This window comes from Vibrio sp. OY15 (assembly GCF_000742455.1).
In the GTDB taxonomy this organism is placed as follows: domain Bacteria; phylum Pseudomonadota; class Gammaproteobacteria; order Enterobacterales; family Vibrionaceae; genus Vibrio; species Vibrio alginolyticus.
In genome coordinates this window covers 68441-84200 of sequence record NZ_JPIL01000007.1, presented here as the reverse complement: position 1 = coordinate 84200, position 15760 = coordinate 68441, and the positions used below count along the sequence as shown (strand labels likewise).

The window sequence follows — 15760 nt, the reverse complement described above, 5'->3', positions numbered from 1 at the left end:
CATGATCAGTTTTGGAAGTGTTAGCGCATTGCAGGCTGCCATGCCGCAAGCTCGCAACGAGATACTAAACGAAGGCAAGCTGAGTATTGGTGGCAAAGAATACCAAATCAACGCAGCGACCCAAGAATTTACTCGTACCAATCCTACTAATGGTGCGGTAGCGCGATTTTTTGAAGCGACAGGAAAATTGTTTCGCGAAGGCAGCTCACAATCGGTTGCGAAAGCCCTTACAAAAGCCGTATTTGATAATGAGCAAGGCCAAGCTCAGCGTTTACGAGCTGCTTCTTCTGTTGAGCATGGACAAATGTTCTTCAAAGATGGAAACATAAAAACCGCATCAGATGTATTAAATGCATTCGCAAAATTGGATAGCAAAACGGTCCAATCGCACTCTGCTGAGCTAAACCAGTTAGCGGAGCGAGCAATGACAGAATCAATGCTAGAAACCGATTCTGGTAAAAACCTCACATCACTGATTGGCGAAAGTGCAGCGAAGTCGCTTGCTGGACGTGTAGTAAAAGACTATGGCGGTGGTGTGTCTGCAGCGCAAAAAAATCCAGCAGGTAGCATCACTCAAATGCAAGCGGTGTTTGATATGGAGGTGATGCATCTTAAATCGGCGCAACGCCATATCGAAGGTCTAGCAAGCACCGATCTAAGCCAAGGTGTATACGCTGAAGGACTGGCAGAGGACGCGTTTAACAAAAGTGGCGTCACCGATAATGTCGAACGAGCTGCGGCGTGGATCATTAATGCTTCTAACTCTAAAGGAAACGATGCCGAAAACATTACGTCTTTACTTAAAGAGTACGCGTCTAATGGTAAAGACTTATTGAATATGGAAAACCTAAAAGAGCTACACGCTCGATTGGTACCTGATGTTGAACGTGACTACCGAGGGCCAAATATTTCGGGTGGTACTTTGCCGTCAAGTATTGGCGGTGAGGGCATGTTAAAGCAGCACATTGAAGGCTTTTTGAAAGAGAACCCTGTAGAAGATAAAGACTTAGGTAAACATTTGTTCGCCGGAGTTATCGGGTACCATGGCTTTACCGATGGAAATGGTCGCATGGGGCGCATGCTATACGCGATAGCAGAACTTCGTAACGACTCGTTCAATCCTTTAGCTATGGATGCAGAAAATAGCCTTCACGGTATTAAGTGATTTTCTACTTCTATTTAATTTTTGGAGCGGCGATTGCCGCTCTTTTATTTTCCAGCTTAACCTTAATTTTTCTTCTCAATAAAACGGCTAATAGCAATAAAAATGAGACGTTGAAATAAAGTGTCGGTTTCTATCTCGCCATAAAATCTCTTTTATCCTTATTCGCTTATTTAAATGAGCCGTTATACCCAAGTGGCTTCGCTGAAACAAATATATCGATGTCACTTAGTTATAATAAATTAGACAGGACACAACATGGATACAGGAAAGATTAATATGCTTCTCTCTGAGCTAGGAGAAGTGCTGAACCTTGAGCGCGTGACAGCGTATGACGATCAAATGTGGTCACTGCATTTTGCTGAAAACAACAGTGTCGATGTTCTGCTCGTAGAGGAAAAAGGCGAGTTATTGATTTCCAAAAACCTGCTTATAGAACAAGATGATATTACGCTAGATAAACTTCAAGTTTTACTTGAATACAACTTTTTGTATCGAGAAACAGGTGGTGTGCAGTTTTGTGTGAATCCAACACGCAAAGACGTTGTTCTTCAAGTTGCTATCGCGGCTGGAAGTGAACTCACCAACATTGCTAACTTAATCATTCAGTTGAACGAATTAGTTGATACTTGGGGACAGTTATTTCAAAACAACACGGTTGTAGATTTTAGCCAAACAGACGTACACGCATTTATTCAAGTTTAAGGCATCACACATGGTCAATATTAATACATCGCAAATGCACTCGTTGAGTCAGTTAACGTCACATTTGGCGACACAAAATCAAGCTGACGACAAAGAGGTTCGAGCACACAACGGTAAAGATATTTTTGTTAAAGAGGGCGCACCAAAAAATAAAAGTATCAGCGCGCGTATTAGCCACCAGAATAAAGCGAAAGATATTGTAGTGAACCTGCTTACTAAGCAGGGTATTCCTAAAGATGTTGCGAAGCTCATGCTGAAAAATGTGTTGAACGGTGAAAACAAGTTAACGCTTGGGAGCCTGAAAAATCTTGAGAGATTGTCGTCTGGTCCTAGCTCAAATTGGCCCACTGCACAAACGGCAGCCTCTTCTTCCAAAACCAATAAAGCCTCATCGAGTGTCGCGCTTATCAACGAACATAAAGCCAACCTTCAAAAGCTTGGTGATTTTGCCTGTACGGACTTAAATACGTTCGGTGTTAAGGGGTCACAGTTTTATGAAACAAAAGGAAAGCCACGACTAAAAGAGCTTCACGCGGATCAAGCGCGAATCATGCAAGATCACAGAGCGACGATGTCCGCAAACGGAGTTCAAGCTGCAGCACAAAGAGGAACCGCACCGCAATTAAGCACTCTACAGAACATTGCTAAGGCAGTACAAACCGCGAAAGCCGGCTGCTGTACTACATTTGCCTTTGCTGCCGCCGCTGAGATGATTCAAGGCATGTCAGGAACACCTGAAAGTGAACCCAAAGTAGAAGTGGTTGCGTTTAAAAAGGGTCATTCAGGTACACACCTTTATGTACTGGTTGGTCGACAAGAGGAGAGCGACATAAAAGATCCATCAACGTGGAGTAAGGATGTGAAAATTGTTGACCCGTGGGCGACATCTGCATTCGGTGCACCAATGTTTGGAGATGCACAACGACCACCTGTTTCGAATATGTTCCCGCCAACAGAAGTCATTTTTGATAGCCATAAACTGGGTTAGTCACTCTGCAAAAGAAGTGAGCAAATACATCATGCTAAGCATCTAACCTTTATTGAAAGAGCAGCTCTGAGCTGCTCTTTTTTATTACTCTGGCAACTCGATTTTAGAGCGAGATTTCTGCGGAAAACCTCACAATGAAGGCGAAAAAGTGACAAAAATAAAGCCATTACCGACATCGTTCAATCTGCAATCGTTGTTCAATAGAGTTATTGAAACAAAAGGAAAAAGTTATGAACACGATTCAACAACTGCTCTTGGAGTTTTGCCAACTCAATGAGTTGCCCGAACTGAATTTTGAAGAAAATGAACGTTGTCAGCTACTGGTCGATGATCGCTACATGTTGTATTTCATCGCGACAGATACGGATGATTTGATGCTGTCTGTAACGTTCGGAGGGTTAGAAAAATCCGGTGAACAACGACTAAAAGGTTTAGAGCTTCTTGCTCATGCTAACTATCAAGGAATAGGTAGTGGCAGCCTCGCACTTGCTTTGGCTCCAAACGGTCGACAGCTTGTCTTAGCAGGACGTAAACCCGTTGAGCATCTAAATACGACGAACCTTACCGCTTGGTTTCACGAAGTTATTGAACAGGCCGAGCTGTGGCAAGCGCGTTTCGCAATGTTGGATCAAGCGATTCCAACCACCTCTAATCATGAACAAGCTCATGTTCAATCACTTCGTGTGTAGGAGAGAAAAATGGTTAATACAACACAAAAAATCAGCCAAAGCCCAGTACCTGATCTAGAGCAGTTTCGTGCAGTTGCTGCGCAAAAAGATGACCGAGTGATCAGTAAAAGAGGTGAAGTAAAAGAACCTTCCACATTCCACAAAGGTCACAAGTTTGCTTCTATTCACGAAGGCGTATTGAGAAGCAAATACACTAAGTTTTTCCAAGAAAACATCAAAACTCACCTTGATTTAAAACAAGCGCTACTTAAGCAAGAAAAACCTGAGGTTGCGCTGTTGGCTTACTCCCTAGTGAGTCCTTCAGGCTATCGCGGTGAGCCACTTACTGAGCGTAAAATCTTAGAAGTTGTCAGCCTATTGGATGAAATAAAAGTGAGCAGCGATACGTACCAGCAGCTTAAAAATACGTTTGATGCGATCAGCAAAGATCCGCGTATGCAGGTGAGTTTAGAAGCCCAGTATCCAGGAAAAATGGATGGCTTCGCTGCTGAACTGTTACAGATGGGCAAAGAAAAGCTAAAAGGTTCTGGTGTGAACGCCGTTATTAACTTGGCATTACCTGGCGTTGGCTTATTGATTTCTACAGGTCGAGAGCTGCACAAAGCGGCCGTAAATGGTGATGCTGAGGCTTACCATCATCAGTTAGAACAAATTTCACAGCTGCCAGGGCGAGATCAACGTCTTTCTATGCCGATGCAGCAAACCTTGGCTCAAGGTCATGCGATACTGTCGGCTGAAGGTGGCATTGGAGCTACGTTAGGTATGGCGACGGGGAGCCTGGGCACGTTCGGTGTTAGCTCTGTAGCAACGGTGGGCGTCACACCGATAGCAAAAGAGGCAATCGGTTCTGCGGCAACGACTGCTATCATGAGCGGCGGTGGCTTTGTGGCGAACCAAGCTGGAGCATACGGACTAAATACAGAAGTCAAAGAACAACTCATGCAAGGTGAGATGTCTGGTGTTTTACCAAGGCTTGAAGTTTCTAATGCCAAAGGAGACTTTACCTTTAGTATGCAAGATCCGGCTTCTGTCCGCGCATTAATGGCGTACCTTGGTCCTAAGGAGAATACTGAAATGACTTCTCCTCAAGCGCCTAAAGAGGCACAAGAGATGGAAGCCGCTCGATTAACACTGAAAAAGATGTTGGGTTCAGAACCAAGTGAGCACTTGGTTCCTGACGTAGACTCTATCTTGAAGCTAAGCCCAGAGGATGCACCAAGTAAAACCGAGTCTATTGCTAACGGGGCGTTTAAAAAACTGTTAGGAGAAGATTGGGATTGGCTCATGCCAGCTGTTCGAGCGATTGATAAAGGGGAAGCAAGTAAAATAAACGAAAAGCTAACCTACAAGCTCCCCCTAGATGCAGCAAACGGACGAGTTTATCTTGATAAATGCCCAAACCTGAGTGACGTCCAATTAGATGCGCTAGAAAAACTAGGCTCACCAAGTCAATTGCGATTGATGTACTTGGCAGAAGGCTGGGTGTAATTTCAAATGGTAAAGTAGGGAGTAGGTGCTGCTCCTTACTTTATCTACCGTCAGCGTTCCTTTTTGGGGCTGGCTAATATCGGTTTAATTTAACTTTTCGACTGAAGAAACAAACACACAAGTGTCAACGTTATACCAACCCAACCAATGAAAGAAATTTCTTCCCCAACAATCGCAACTGCTAGTGCTGCTGCGATAACAGGTTCAAATAGCGTGAGTATGCTAGCTCCACTGGCTGTAACAAACCGTAGCCCAAACCCAAAAGCGACGTAACCTAACCCCATTGGAATCAAGGCCATGTAGAGCATGACCGCCGTATTAGTTGACGATGCAAATAGATTATCACCCGTGATGAAAAGTGTTGGTAGAAGCAAAACTCCACCAATACCAAAAACACTTCCCATGGCCGTTTGCGATTCAATGCCGTGGTCAATCATAGCCTTTACTCCCCATGAGTAAATGGCGTACGTCAAACCTGCCAATAGGCCAAGTAATACACCCCAATGCTTCATATCCTGATCAAATAAGCTATTTGCGGATGACTCAGAAGCCAGCAACAAGGTAATGCCAATGACCCCGATTGCGAAACTCATCATCCAGCGCTTGGTTATGGTCTGATTTCGGCTAAAGAGACACTCTAACAAAGCAGAAAAGAAAGGAGCAGTGGAGATAGAAATAACCGTACCAATAGCCACACCAGCGAATCGCATTGATGAATAAAAAGCCAGTGGGTAGGTGGCTAAGGCGATAATACTAATCAGTAACGTTTTCTTCTTATGTACGACTTTTCGAAAATCTCTCCTCAGTGACTTCGCAGATAGACATGCTTGCATAAACCCACCAATACCCATAGAAAATGCGCCAATGGCGAGAGCACTGACATCCGGTGCCAAGCTGGCAGCGGTGCCCGTCGTTCCCCACAGGGTTGAAGCAAAAAGTATGGATAAAGTTCCTAATTGATAGTCGGTGAAATGTTTTTTTAACACTGTAATTTCTACCTAGTGAATGGCTGTTTTAGGGTAGAAAGAATAAAAGAAAGCGATAGAGATTTTTGTGCTGAAAAGACGGAATACTTGTTCCAGAAGACTATTTTAGTGACTATCGGGAAAACTCTCTAGGAGACATACCAAAATGCATTGAAAACCGTCGACTAAACGCGGAAAGGTCACTATAACCAACTCGTTCAGCTATCAACTGAACTGGAAGGTCTGTATGAGTCAGTAGTGCTTTGGCTTTTTCCATACGTTGTAGTGTAATGTACTTATGGACGCTCACTTTTAGCTGCTCTTTAAAAAGCTTTTTAAACTGCGTCGGACTCAAGCAAGCGGCATTCGCTAATGAGGCAATGGTGAGTGGCTGATCAAGCTGCTCCGCGATCACAACCTGTACATCTCGAATACGCAAATCCACGGAGCGAGACCGCTTTTGCTGCTCCAGCAACAGATAGAAGGTTGCAACCATTGAGTTTTCAATTTCATCATTAACCTGATACTCAAGTTGCTTTTCGACAAACTGGATAAAGCTCAGTAGAGGCGGGCTAATCGAAAACACAGCCACACTATTATCCATCAAATGAGTGGGCAAAGTGGTCATATCCGCAACAATAAAGCGTGATGACTCTTCGGCATTAAACCCGTGAGCACAACTTTTGGGGATGACTATGCAGTCGCCAACCGCCACCTTTCCGACATAGCTATCCATATCAATATGTATGTTGCCCTGGAGAGGAAGCACCAGTTGATGATAATCACTATGAGTATGTCGGCTCATACGTTTCGTGTAGGAGCGAATGCTTAAGCTAGATTTCATAAAAACAACATACAGTTAAAGGATACCGCATTATAGCGTTGAAAGTATCGAGGTTGAAAGCTGGGCAGTTGTAAGCCCAGATCTTGAATGGGATGTGGTTTGTTAGTCCGCCTCGGACTCTAACGAAGCCAACCAACGAAGCACTTCCGCAGTTGCCTCAATAAGATCGCTTGGGATGTACTGGTCGACGTTACCGTCGGCGTATAGTGCACGAGCAAGAGGGACTTTTTGCATCACAGGCACGCCTTCCTCTTTAGCGATTGCGACCATACGTTTGGCTACCGCATCGGTTTCCATCAAAGTGATGACGGGCAGGGGCGTTTCGCCTTTCTTGTAATAAAGGCCAACCGCGATATGTGTTGGGTTTGTAACTAATACATTAGAACGTTTAACGTTTTCACGTTGATTAGAGGCTTGTAGCTCTTGGTGTAACTGACGACGTTTGCTTTTTATTTCTGGACTGCCTTCCATCTCTTTGTATTCGCGCTTCACTTCGTCCTTGCTCATTTTGAGCTTTTTCGTGTGATCAAACTTCTGGTACGCAAAATCTGCGGCAGCGATGACGATGAAGCCTACCGAAGAGATAATCATTAATTGTTTAATCATGACGCCAGTAATGGTCGGGACACATTCTAGCCCACAAGTTGGAATTTGCATTAAAGCGTTGATGTTACCGCGTAATGTCACCCAGATAATGCAGGAAAGAAGAGAGACTTTAAGGATCGACTTGATAAACTCAATCACACTCTTGAGGGAAAAAATGCGTTTGGCCCCTTCGACGGGATTGATCTTTTTGATGTCGGGTTTAACGGATTCACCACTAAATAGGAACCCGAACTGCCCCATATTGGAAAAGATGGCGACGAGTGCAGCAACCAGAATAATCGGAGCGAGTAGATAGGCAATTTCTTTTGCGATGGCGATAGCGACATCGACTAGCGCATCTTGGAAACCCTGATAAGCAAGCTTACTTGGTAGGAGAATAAGCGCTGAGATGTGCGACATGTAATAATCGGCGAACGCAAACAGTACAATTATGAGCGCCAAAATTAATGCAGACGATACGATTTCTTGGCTTTTGGCAACCTGACCTTTCTGCCGAGCATCGCGTAACTTTTTTGCGGTGGGTTGCTCTGTTTTTTCTGCACTCATAAAGAATCCTAAGCGTTATTGCCAAATGGTATTGAGTTGTTCTGCGAATCGGGTAATGCCGTAAAACTGTACTTCAAAGTGATCCATCATTATTCCGAGATACACGATCAGTAAAACACTCGCGATGGCACTTTTTATTGGCATGGCAAGGAAAAAAACATTCAATTGCGGTGCAAAACGACTGATAAGCGCTAGACCAAACTCAGCAAGAAACATTGCCAACACTAATGGAGCGGACATCAACACACCAAGCCACATAAGCTGTTCAAATTGCGCGTAGAAGAAGCTCACCCATGCGTCGTTAACGGTTGGGAAAAAGTCCACGATCGGCCAAGATGTATAGCTTTTGAATAACGCATAGATAAAAGTGACAAAGCCCCCGCCAGAGAAGAACAGGGTAATCAACGTTTGGGTCAGTAATACCGCTGTTGGTGTGGATTGTGAGCCTAGCGTTGGGTTAAACATACTTGCCATGGCAGCCCCACGTTGGTTGTCGACCAGAAAACCGGCCGCTTCTATCGCCCAAAAGGGGATAGCAGCAACAAACCCTATCAATAGCCCAATTAATACCTCCTTACCCAAAATCATTATCAGCCAAATGCCGTCGGTTTCTGCGGGCAAGCTTTGCTGATTAATCATCGGAAATATAAACAGTGCGAGTGAGCAAAGCACACCATTTCTCACCATGGTGCCGCCTAACATTTGCTTGCTCAAAATAGGCAAAAAGATGAAGCATGCCATTAACCTAGGTAACGTCAGGCTGTACAAAAATAAAGCCTGGTGTAAGTCGTGATAACTCATCGTATTTGAGGAATTTTATCCATAGCAAGCGAGGCGAAGGCGTGGAGCTCTGCCCCTAGCCATTGCGTTGTGACGAACAGCGTAATAATGACCGCGATAAGCTTGACCACAAAGCCTAACGTTTGTTCTTGGACCTGAGTTAACGCCTGAATAAGCGACACCAATGTACCAACCAATGCTGCGACTAAAATCGGCGGTAATGACAAGTACAACACTAGGGTTAATGCTTGAGTCGTGAAATGAATGATTTCAGCAGAATGCATACTTTCTCCGTGATTAACCGTAACTCAACACTAAGCCGTGGGTGAGCTTTGTCCAGCCGTCAAGCAAGACAAAAAGCAACAATTTGAAGGGGAGGGAAATCGTCATTGGCGATACCATCATCATCCCCATCGCGAGTAGGATATTCGACACAATTAGGTCAATAGCGATGAACGGTAAGTACAACAGAAAGCCAATTTCAAAAGCGCGAGTAAGCTCGCTGACGGTAAATGCGGGCAGTAAGAGCAATAAGCTGTCCGACTCTAAACGGTCTACGTATTTCTGTGGCCACAATGTGCGTGCAGCATCAGTGAAGAATATGGCTTCGGTTTCCCGAATATGCTTTTTCAAAAATTCTCGATAAGGCTGTAAACCGCTTTCAATGAGGCCTTCTACACTTGCAGAATCTTCAAGGGAGATATCATGCTGGTTTACGTAGTCGTAGGTTTCAAACCCGACGGGAGCCATGATGAAAATTGACAGAATGATAGCCAATCCGTAAAGCGCCATATTCGGCGGAATTTGCTGTACACCGAGAGCGTTACGCAGCAGTGAGAATACAACGGCGAGTTTCACAAACGACGTCGCCATCATGGCGATAAATGGGATCAGTGCCAGCAGTGCTAAGCTGACAATGAGATTGAGCTCGTCGGGTAACTGGATCATGCTGGCTCCTGCGTGCCACCGAACAGCTCCAGTACGCGCACACCTAAATGTTCGTTAACATTAACCAGTTCACACTCACCAATGATTTTGCCGTTGGCACGCAATGTTACCGGCTTAGATACAGGCTGGTTTAGCTCGAATACGTACCCTGGCTGAAGCTGGTTAAGCTGCTCTAGCGTGATGGTTTGATGGCCGATATCAAACGTGAGTTCCACAGGCAGTTGCTGGTGGTCGGTTAACATTTCTGAAGTGTTTACGTCATTCATATTGGTTTCTTTTTCAATAATGTGAAGAGTTTGGTCATCTAGCTGGCAGCGCCAGAGACTCTGGTTAGATACTTGAAAAATGGCTTGTTGCTTGGCGATGTAACCATCGTCAAAAAAGATGACATCTCCCAGCTCGAGCGATTTAAATTCGCTTAACGTCAAATGGGTCCTTCCAAGACTTAACCACACAGGTAAAGCGAGGTGTCGAGCTTGTAGAGCAGCGCTGTTTGGTAGCGCATCCAACAACACGTCTGATCCTTCGCTAACCCACAAACAAAGAGAGCCGTTAGGCTTATTGAGGGTTAACATTAAAGTATGCTCTTGGGCCTGGCTCGCCTCTAACGGCTGTAGTTGACTAAGAATGGGTAACTGACCAAATAGCGCTTTGATTGCCTCACTATGCGGTTCTATCTGTGAGCTCAAAAGTGCTAACTGGAGGGAGTTAGGCAGGGACTCAAACGCAGTAGCATTTAAGGTCGATTTCAGCCAATGTTGGAGCTGCGCACGAGAAAAGTCTACTTGTAGGGTTTGCCCTCCAATCAACGTGGTTAAACGGAACCCTTCAAATGAAGGGATTTGAGCAACAGTAATCGATACGCTCTGACCATCAGTCCCTTGGAAGTGGCACTGTTTTGCACAAAGTTGATTGCTGAGCGCGATACTTTCTGCATCCACTTTGGGTATTATTAACGGTGTCATAGGTCATTCTCCGCTTGCCATTCTTCATACACGCTGCGTTGTTGGCGTGAGTGTTGTTGTTCATGTTGTTGTTGATCGAGCTGTTGAGTTTGTTCGCTGATCGCTAAGCGAAGTGGCTGCTCACCACCGAATCGGTTTAGCCGTTCAGCAAGATCTTGTCTAGCTTGCTGGCTAATAATGGAAAGGGCATGCTCTTGTCGAATCGTCACGCTATACCCTTGAGCGTCCAACTTGATGTGGATTTCGCCACCTTTTAATTGTCCTTCACTTAGAAACAGCCGAACCTCTTTGTTGTCCGATGCGGTTGGCAGAGCAACATAGATTTTATCCACCAATTGCTGGAGTAATTGGTTTACGTCTCGCGTTGGGCTTGGTTGAGCCTGCGAAGCAACACTTTTTAGGATGACATCGCCTTGTGTTACCGCACTTGCAAGGGGTTGAGAAGGCACTTTTTCTTCATCCGTTTTAACGGCGACTAGTGCGCTTTTCGTCACGATTTTTTCAAGAGGCTTGGTTTCAGGCAGGCCACCAGTTTGGTCTGATCGTTTGCCTGTATTCTGTAGCGGCGGAGTTGCACGCTTATTGTGCGTTTTTTCAGTTTGCCTTTTCGTTAAGCCAACAATGTTAATCCCATCTTGAGCGAGCTCTGTCGCTGTCGCATTTTGGGGGAGCAAGCCAGATTCAAGCGTAGAGAGATACTCCGGCGAGGTATGTTTATCCATCGGCGTCGGTTTATCATCTTTCAAATGAGCTTGAAAGTGAGGATCAACACGCTCGGTAGAAGGGGAGCTTAGAACTGTGTCGCCATCGCTTTTTCCATCATGTTTAAGCAATTTATTGTTTTTGCTAATTATTTCTTCGCTATTTGCTGCGTCGTCTTGCGATTTCTCTATATCTCTCTTACTGACGACGTCACTTTGACCTTTTAAAGTGGAGATGTTTTTGTCAGCGTTGGCTTCTTGGTTCGATAGGTTAAGTTTCTTATCTAGACCTTGAGATGTCTTATGCCTTAGCGGTATGTCTTCTTCGCCAGTATGATTTTTTTGGGGATTCCCAACGATAGACTCCTTTCCCTTGCTAGGCTTCTTCGTCATTGCATGCTCGAATTGTGATTGAAGCTCGGCCTCCTTCTCGAGAGGCGCTTGTTCCGGCGTTGATTTGTGCAGCGTATTCGATGTTTCAGTTGTTGGGGTAATGCGCATAGTGAACCTTTAGATAATGTCGACAGTGCGAAACTCTTCCTGTTCGAGTTCTTCTTGGTATTGCCTTTCTCGCGATTTTTCCGCGACTTCTTTTTGCTGCAACTGAACGAATTTTTCTTTGGTTTTATGGGCTTGTCGCGCCTCTTTTTGCTTTTCTTTAAGTGCCGAGCGTTCGATTTCAAGCGCTTTTTTTGACTCGGCCACACGTTGTTTAAGTTCGGCTTCTCTCTCTCTTAACAACGCGATTTCTTGTCTTAATGTTTCTAGCTCTTTGAGAACGAGCGTTTGTTGTTTTGCTTTAGCAAAACGTCGCTCTTCTTCTTCCTGGCGCCAAACGTGATAGTCCGCGACAGAACGTTCGGCCTTTTGAACCTGTGCTGCGGCGTTTGACACTCGGTATTCTTGACGCTTGACGGCTTTATCCGCACGGTCAGCGCGAATTTTTTTGATTTCTAATAAGCGTTCTATCATTGTTTCGCCATCCCTTTAAGTTGAGCGATAGTGCCATCAAGATCGCTTGGTTCATGAGTGCCTTGGCGTAAAAAGGCGCGTATATCATCACTTTGTGCAATGGCCAAATCCGCTCGGCTATCTGCGCCATGTTGGTATTCGCCAATTTTTATTAGCAGTTCAACTTCTTCATACTTAGCTAACATTTCGCGAATATGAGCAGCAGACGCCTGATGATCGGATTCAACGATTTGATTCATCACTCGGCTTGCTGACCGAAGTACATCAATCGCAGGGTAATGGCTCATTGCGGCAAGTTTACGCGAGAGAATGATGTGCCCATCTAAAATGGAGCGAGTTTCATCCGCGACAGGCTCTGTCATGTCGTCACCTTCCACCAACACGGTGTACAGTGCTGTAATTGATCCTTTGTCTGATTGTCCAGCTCGTTCCATCAGCTTTGGCAAAGCGGCAAAAACGGAAGGCGGATAGCCACGTCGTGTTGGTGGCTCGCCTGCGGCTAGTCCAATCTCCCTCTGTGCGCGGGCGAAACGCGTCACCGAATCCATCAGCAGTAGCACGCGTTTACCTTGGTCACGAAAATATTCTGCGATAGAAGTGGCAACAAAGGCGGCTTTGGCGCGCTCCATTGCTGGGCGATCAGAGGTAGCGACCACTAAAACCGATTTGGCCATTCCTTCTTCGCCTAGGTCATGCTCAATAAACTCGCGTACTTCGCGTCCGCGTTCACCAATTAAGGCGAGAACGGTCACGTCAACTTCTGCGGAGCGAATCAGTTTTGCCAGTAGGGTACTTTTACCCCCGCCAGCCGCTGCAAAAATACCCATGCGCTGACCTTCACCACAGGTCAGTAGCCCATCAATGGATCGAACGCCAAGAGAGATTGGCTTTTCAATCAGTTTACGTTGCATTGGTGGTGGCGCATCGCGATAAACAGGATACCAAGCACTTGGTTCCTGACTTTGCGTACCATCGAAAGGACGTCCAAGCCCGTCAAGCGTTGTACCTAACAGGTGGTCGCCAACACCCACTTCGTGCATTTTACCCATTGGGCTTACTTCTGTATTTGAGGAAATCCCAAACATATTTCCTAACGGGGTGAGCAAAGCGTGATGCTGCTGGAAGCCAACCACTTCCGCTAACAAAGACAGAGTTTGATCGGGATTACGCAACTCACACAGTTCACCTACACGAACGCCAGGGACAACAGCTTTGATAATGGTGCCGGTGACTTGTGTAACGCGCCCGCGAATTTGGATCAAACGCGTGTGTTTAATCGCAGATTGTTGGATATCAGTGATGTATGAGAAATCGTTCAAGGTAAAAATATGCGCAATGATTGATGCTGAGAGGATAGAAAGTATAAGAATCAATTTATAGTGAATATCAGTCGGGAGTTTTTAGAAAACTGAAAGCGCACTAAAAAAACACGTCTGATTTTGACAGCTTCAACAAAGCGCACTTCCTATAATTCGCCTGTATTGTGCGGAAGGAGTGCAAGTGAATGAGTATTATCAACAATCATATCGCAACAAATCCAAAGTTTGATGCGTCTATCCAAAACGGGTTGGAATCGTCTCGCCCCGACGTTTCACAAAAAGGCAATTATCGCGGTGAAACCGTCCGTGTTCACAATGCCACACAATCACTTTTTGATGCGATGGAAGAACTCACTTCACTCGGTTCCGAAAAAGCAGAGAAAGATCTGACTAAGCGCAAAGTGAAAGACAGTGGTGTTCGAGTTAATGAAGCACATGAACTCGTTTCGGACTACTTAAGAAAAGTCCCTGATCTTGAAAAGAATCAAAAGATCAAAGATTTGGCTACAAAAATGGCGGGAGGGAATATCTCGACCATCGCGCAATTGCAAGCCTATTTGAATGGGTTTTCCGAGGAGAAAAGCCATCAATACCTCGCGCTAAAAGCCGTGAAAAAGTTTTTGAGTGCGAGTCCAGAAAGTAAACACCTACTAGCGCTGATTGACCAAGCACTTCTAAGAATCGAGCAAAACCCTGATACATGGTCTCAAATTGATACGGAAATTCGCGTCTCAAATTTTGCTGATGAATACAGCCAAGAGCAAGAGTTTAGCTCTTTGCATCAGCTGCGCGGCTTCTACCGCGATACCGTTCATAGTTATCAAGGGCTCGGCGCTGCTTATCAAGATGTGGTGGCGCGCTTTGGTGAGCAGGAGGTATCGACCGCTGTTGACTTTATGCTGCAAGGCATGAGTGCAGATCTTAGTGTTCAAGGTAGCAGTATCGATTCGGTTAAGTTGCAGTGGTTGATGTCCGATATGCAAAAACTCAAAACTCTAAATACGTTGCAAGATCGTGTGAGTCAGCTGTTCCAAATGTTTAAACCGGAAAGGACGAATTATGGCTTATCAAGTTTCTAATTTGATGGCTGATGTGATTGCGTTGGTAGAGCAGCGATGGGTAAGCAGTGATGAGATATGGAAAGTCGCCAACGCAATGGAATTGACGGCGGTAGAACAAAAAATCGATTTTTTTCGAGAGTTCCATAAGTTAGTTCGCGCAATCCCAATTGACGTATTCGCCGATGAAGAACAACGACAGAATTTAATCCAAGCGGTACAAAAGGCGCTAGACGAAGCCATTGATATAGAAGAAGAGGAAGCGTGGGAAGATGAGTTGGATTGATGCATCCGTCGATGAATTTTGCCGAGGAATGGGGCTCGATGCCGTCGATTTCTCATCAGCTGGACGGGTGCAGCTGGATTTTGAGCAAAGTGGTACGCTGCATATTGAGCGACAGGGTGAGCAGTTATTCTTGATGTTGTCTCGAGCGTTATCTTGGCATCAAACCAGTGACATTATTCAAAGTGCACTGTGTTTGTGTCATGCCGATCAAGGCTGGCCTTTCGAAATTAAAACCGGCTTGTTAGATGAACAAACTCTGGTTTTTTCAGCAAGGCTAAAAGGAGAAGAAGTAACACTTCCGACCTTAGAGCAAGCGTTTACGCTTTTGGCTCGTCTGCATAACGATGTGGCAGGCTCATGACTCGAGTCAGCACTTTAAACGTAGGCATCGAAGCCTTTACGCATGTTACTCATAGTGAAGTTAAGGCCGATTTCCCAGAGCGATTTCAATTGCTTCCTGATGGTCAGGCGGTCGCTACACATTTAGAGAAGCTCTATGACCTCCGGCCTTCAGACCAATATCTCATCGCGTTAACTAAGCCCAAGCTGCTGCACTCAGAGTTGTTGCGTCCAGAAAAATACCGTCAACAATTTGATGAAACGTTAGCTCAGCTGCAAGTTCTTGCACAGGATTCAGGCTCCGCTTCTTTTATCAAAGCATCTGAAACGCTACAAAGTACACAACTTGATCAGCGTTACCTTACTATGGCGCTCAATCTCCTTATCCAGGTCTAACCA

At 45.2% G+C, this 15760-nt stretch carries 19 protein-coding genes; 9 read left to right on the top strand and 10 right to left on the bottom strand.

All coding sequences use genetic code 11. The features are described from left to right. Position 1: 1 nt before the first annotated feature. The 5 genes from IJ23_RS10020 to IJ23_RS10000 all read left to right on the top strand — a co-directional run bounded on the left by IJ23_RS10020 (position 2) and on the right by IJ23_RS10000 (position 5032). A complete protein-coding gene (locus IJ23_RS10020) occupies positions 2-1165 on the top strand; it encodes a VopS family T3SS effector adenosine monophosphate-protein transferase (RefSeq protein ID WP_033906169.1) in 1164 nt (387 codons plus the stop codon). A gap of 255 nt (positions 1166-1420) precedes the next feature. Then, entirely contained in the window at positions 1421-1867 is a 447-nt protein-coding gene (locus IJ23_RS10015) for a type III secretion system chaperone (RefSeq protein ID WP_033906168.1), read from the top strand. A gap of 10 nt (positions 1868-1877) precedes the next feature. Continuing rightward, positions 1878-2855, top strand: a complete 978-nt coding sequence (vopR, locus tag IJ23_RS10010) for a type III secretion system effector VopR (protein WP_033906167.1) — start codon at positions 1878-1880, stop codon at positions 2853-2855. A 230-nt stretch (positions 2856-3085) separates the two neighbouring features. After that, positions 3086-3544 (top strand): CesT family type III secretion system chaperone, encoded by a 459-nt coding sequence (locus tag IJ23_RS10005; protein WP_005387141.1) that lies wholly within the window; start codon positions 3086-3088, stop codon positions 3542-3544. A gap of 9 nt (positions 3545-3553) precedes the next feature. Further along, positions 3554-5032 carry a hypothetical protein gene (locus IJ23_RS10000; protein ID WP_017821337.1) on the top strand — a complete coding sequence of 493 codons (1479 nt, stop codon included), beginning with the start codon at positions 3554-3556 and terminating at the stop codon, positions 5030-5032. A gap of 89 nt (positions 5033-5121) precedes the next feature. Here the strand turns inward: IJ23_RS10000 and IJ23_RS09995 are convergent, their stop codons facing one another. The 10 genes from IJ23_RS09995 to vscN all read right to left on the bottom strand — a co-directional run bounded on the left by IJ23_RS09995 (position 5122) and on the right by vscN (position 13678). Next, positions 5122-6024, bottom strand: a complete 903-nt coding sequence (locus tag IJ23_RS09995) for a DMT family transporter (protein ID WP_443083026.1) — start codon at positions 6022-6024, stop codon at positions 5122-5124. Positions 6025-6130: 106 nt separating this feature from the next. Next, complete coding sequence (locus IJ23_RS09990) at positions 6131-6841, bottom strand: helix-turn-helix domain-containing protein (RefSeq protein WP_021707757.1); 711 nt, start codon at positions 6839-6841, stop codon at positions 6131-6133. A 102-nt stretch (positions 6842-6943) separates the two neighbouring features. Beyond that, positions 6944-7993, bottom strand: a complete 1050-nt coding sequence (gene vscU, locus IJ23_RS09985) for a SctU family type III secretion system export apparatus subunit VscU (protein ID WP_005387129.1) — start codon at positions 7991-7993, stop codon at positions 6944-6946. A gap of 15 nt (positions 7994-8008) precedes the next feature. After that, a complete protein-coding gene (gene sctT, locus IJ23_RS09980) occupies positions 8009-8794 on the bottom strand; it encodes a type III secretion system export apparatus subunit SctT (RefSeq protein WP_033906165.1) in 786 nt (261 codons plus the stop codon). Then, complete coding sequence (gene vscS / locus IJ23_RS09975; RefSeq protein WP_005377227.1) at positions 8791-9057, bottom strand: SctS family type III secretion system export apparatus subunit VscS; 267 nt, start codon at positions 9055-9057, stop codon at positions 8791-8793. The genes sctT and vscS overlap by 4 nt, the downstream gene beginning before the upstream one ends. A 13-nt stretch (positions 9058-9070) precedes the next feature. Beyond that, positions 9071-9721, bottom strand: coding sequence for a SctR family type III secretion system export apparatus subunit VscR (vscR, locus tag IJ23_RS09970; protein WP_033906164.1), 651 nt, complete (start codon positions 9719-9721; stop codon positions 9071-9073). Then, positions 9718-10686: a SctQ family type III secretion system cytoplasmic ring protein VscQ gene (gene vscQ / locus IJ23_RS09965; RefSeq protein WP_033906163.1), complete on the bottom strand. Its 969-nt coding sequence runs from the start codon at positions 10684-10686 to the stop codon at positions 9718-9720. The genes vscR and vscQ overlap by 4 nt, the downstream gene beginning before the upstream one ends. Further along, positions 10683-11888: a type III secretion system needle length determinant gene (locus IJ23_RS09960; protein ID WP_033906162.1), complete on the bottom strand. Its 1206-nt coding sequence runs from the start codon at positions 11886-11888 to the stop codon at positions 10683-10685. The genes vscQ and IJ23_RS09960 overlap by 4 nt, the downstream gene beginning before the upstream one ends. A 9-nt stretch (positions 11889-11897) precedes the next feature. Beyond that, positions 11898-12359: a type III secretion protein gene (locus IJ23_RS09955; RefSeq protein ID WP_033906161.1), complete on the bottom strand. Its 462-nt coding sequence runs from the start codon at positions 12357-12359 to the stop codon at positions 11898-11900. Next, complete coding sequence (gene vscN / locus IJ23_RS09950; RefSeq protein ID WP_033906160.1) at positions 12356-13678, bottom strand: SctN family type III secretion system ATPase VscN; 1323 nt, start codon at positions 13676-13678, stop codon at positions 12356-12358. Before vscN ends, IJ23_RS09955 begins: the two co-directional genes overlap by 4 nt. A 185-nt stretch (positions 13679-13863) precedes the next feature. On the opposite strand from vscN, the gene sctW reads away from it, so the two are divergent. The 4 genes from sctW to vscX are packed head-to-tail and all read left to right on the top strand — an operon-like array spanning position 13864 to position 15757. Next, positions 13864-14757 (top strand): type III secretion system gatekeeper subunit SctW, encoded by an 894-nt coding sequence (gene sctW / locus IJ23_RS09945; RefSeq protein ID WP_017821331.1) that lies wholly within the window; start codon positions 13864-13866, stop codon positions 14755-14757. Further along, complete coding sequence (locus IJ23_RS09940; RefSeq protein WP_005377239.1) at positions 14738-15022, top strand: TyeA family type III secretion system gatekeeper subunit; 285 nt, start codon at positions 14738-14740, stop codon at positions 15020-15022. Before sctW ends, IJ23_RS09940 begins: the two co-directional genes overlap by 20 nt. Continuing rightward, entirely contained in the window at positions 15009-15383 is a 375-nt protein-coding gene (gene sycN, locus IJ23_RS09935; protein ID WP_005377240.1) for a type III secretion chaperone SycN, read from the top strand. The genes IJ23_RS09940 and sycN overlap by 14 nt, the downstream gene beginning before the upstream one ends. Next, the gene (vscX, locus tag IJ23_RS09930) at positions 15380-15757 is read left to right on the top strand and encodes a type III secretion system protein VscX (protein ID WP_005377246.1); all 378 of its coding nucleotides are present in this window, start codon (positions 15380-15382) and stop codon (positions 15755-15757) included. Before sycN ends, vscX begins: the two co-directional genes overlap by 4 nt. Positions 15758-15760: the final 3 nt, after the last annotated feature.

Coding starts and splice junctions, on each gene's coding strand:
- IJ23_RS10020 (WP_033906169.1), top strand. CDS start 2: ATGATCAGTTTTGGAAGTGTTAGCGCATTGCAGGCTGCCATGCCGCAA.
- IJ23_RS10015 (WP_033906168.1), top strand. CDS start 1,421: ATGGATACAGGAAAGATTAATATGCTTCTCTCTGAGCTAGGAGAAGTG.
- vopR (WP_033906167.1), top strand. CDS start 1,878: ATGGTCAATATTAATACATCGCAAATGCACTCGTTGAGTCAGTTAACG.
- IJ23_RS10005 (WP_005387141.1), top strand. CDS start 3,086: ATGAACACGATTCAACAACTGCTCTTGGAGTTTTGCCAACTCAATGAG.
- IJ23_RS10000 (WP_017821337.1), top strand. CDS start 3,554: ATGGTTAATACAACACAAAAAATCAGCCAAAGCCCAGTACCTGATCTA.
- IJ23_RS09990 (WP_021707757.1), bottom strand. CDS start 6,841: ATGAAATCTAGCTTAAGCATTCGCTCCTACACGAAACGTATGAGCCGA.
- vscU (WP_005387129.1), bottom strand. CDS start 7,993: ATGAGTGCAGAAAAAACAGAGCAACCCACCGCAAAAAAGTTACGCGAT.
- sctT (WP_033906165.1), bottom strand. CDS start 8,794: ATGAGTTATCACGACTTACACCAGGCTTTATTTTTGTACAGCCTGACG.
- vscS (WP_005377227.1), bottom strand. CDS start 9,057: ATGCATTCTGCTGAAATCATTCATTTCACGACTCAAGCATTAACCCTA.
- vscR (WP_033906164.1), bottom strand. CDS start 9,721: ATGATCCAGTTACCCGACGAGCTCAATCTCATTGTCAGCTTAGCACTG.
- vscQ (WP_033906163.1), bottom strand. CDS start 10,686: ATGACACCGTTAATAATACCCAAAGTGGATGCAGAAAGTATCGCGCTC.
- IJ23_RS09960 (WP_033906162.1), bottom strand. CDS start 11,888: ATGCGCATTACCCCAACAACTGAAACATCGAATACGCTGCACAAATCA.
- IJ23_RS09955 (WP_033906161.1), bottom strand. CDS start 12,359: ATGATAGAACGCTTATTAGAAATCAAAAAAATTCGCGCTGACCGTGCG.
- sctW (WP_017821331.1), top strand. CDS start 13,864: ATGAGTATTATCAACAATCATATCGCAACAAATCCAAAGTTTGATGCG.
- IJ23_RS09940 (WP_005377239.1), top strand. CDS start 14,738: ATGGCTTATCAAGTTTCTAATTTGATGGCTGATGTGATTGCGTTGGTA.
- sycN (WP_005377240.1), top strand. CDS start 15,009: ATGAGTTGGATTGATGCATCCGTCGATGAATTTTGCCGAGGAATGGGG.
- vscX (WP_005377246.1), top strand. CDS start 15,380: ATGACTCGAGTCAGCACTTTAAACGTAGGCATCGAAGCCTTTACGCAT.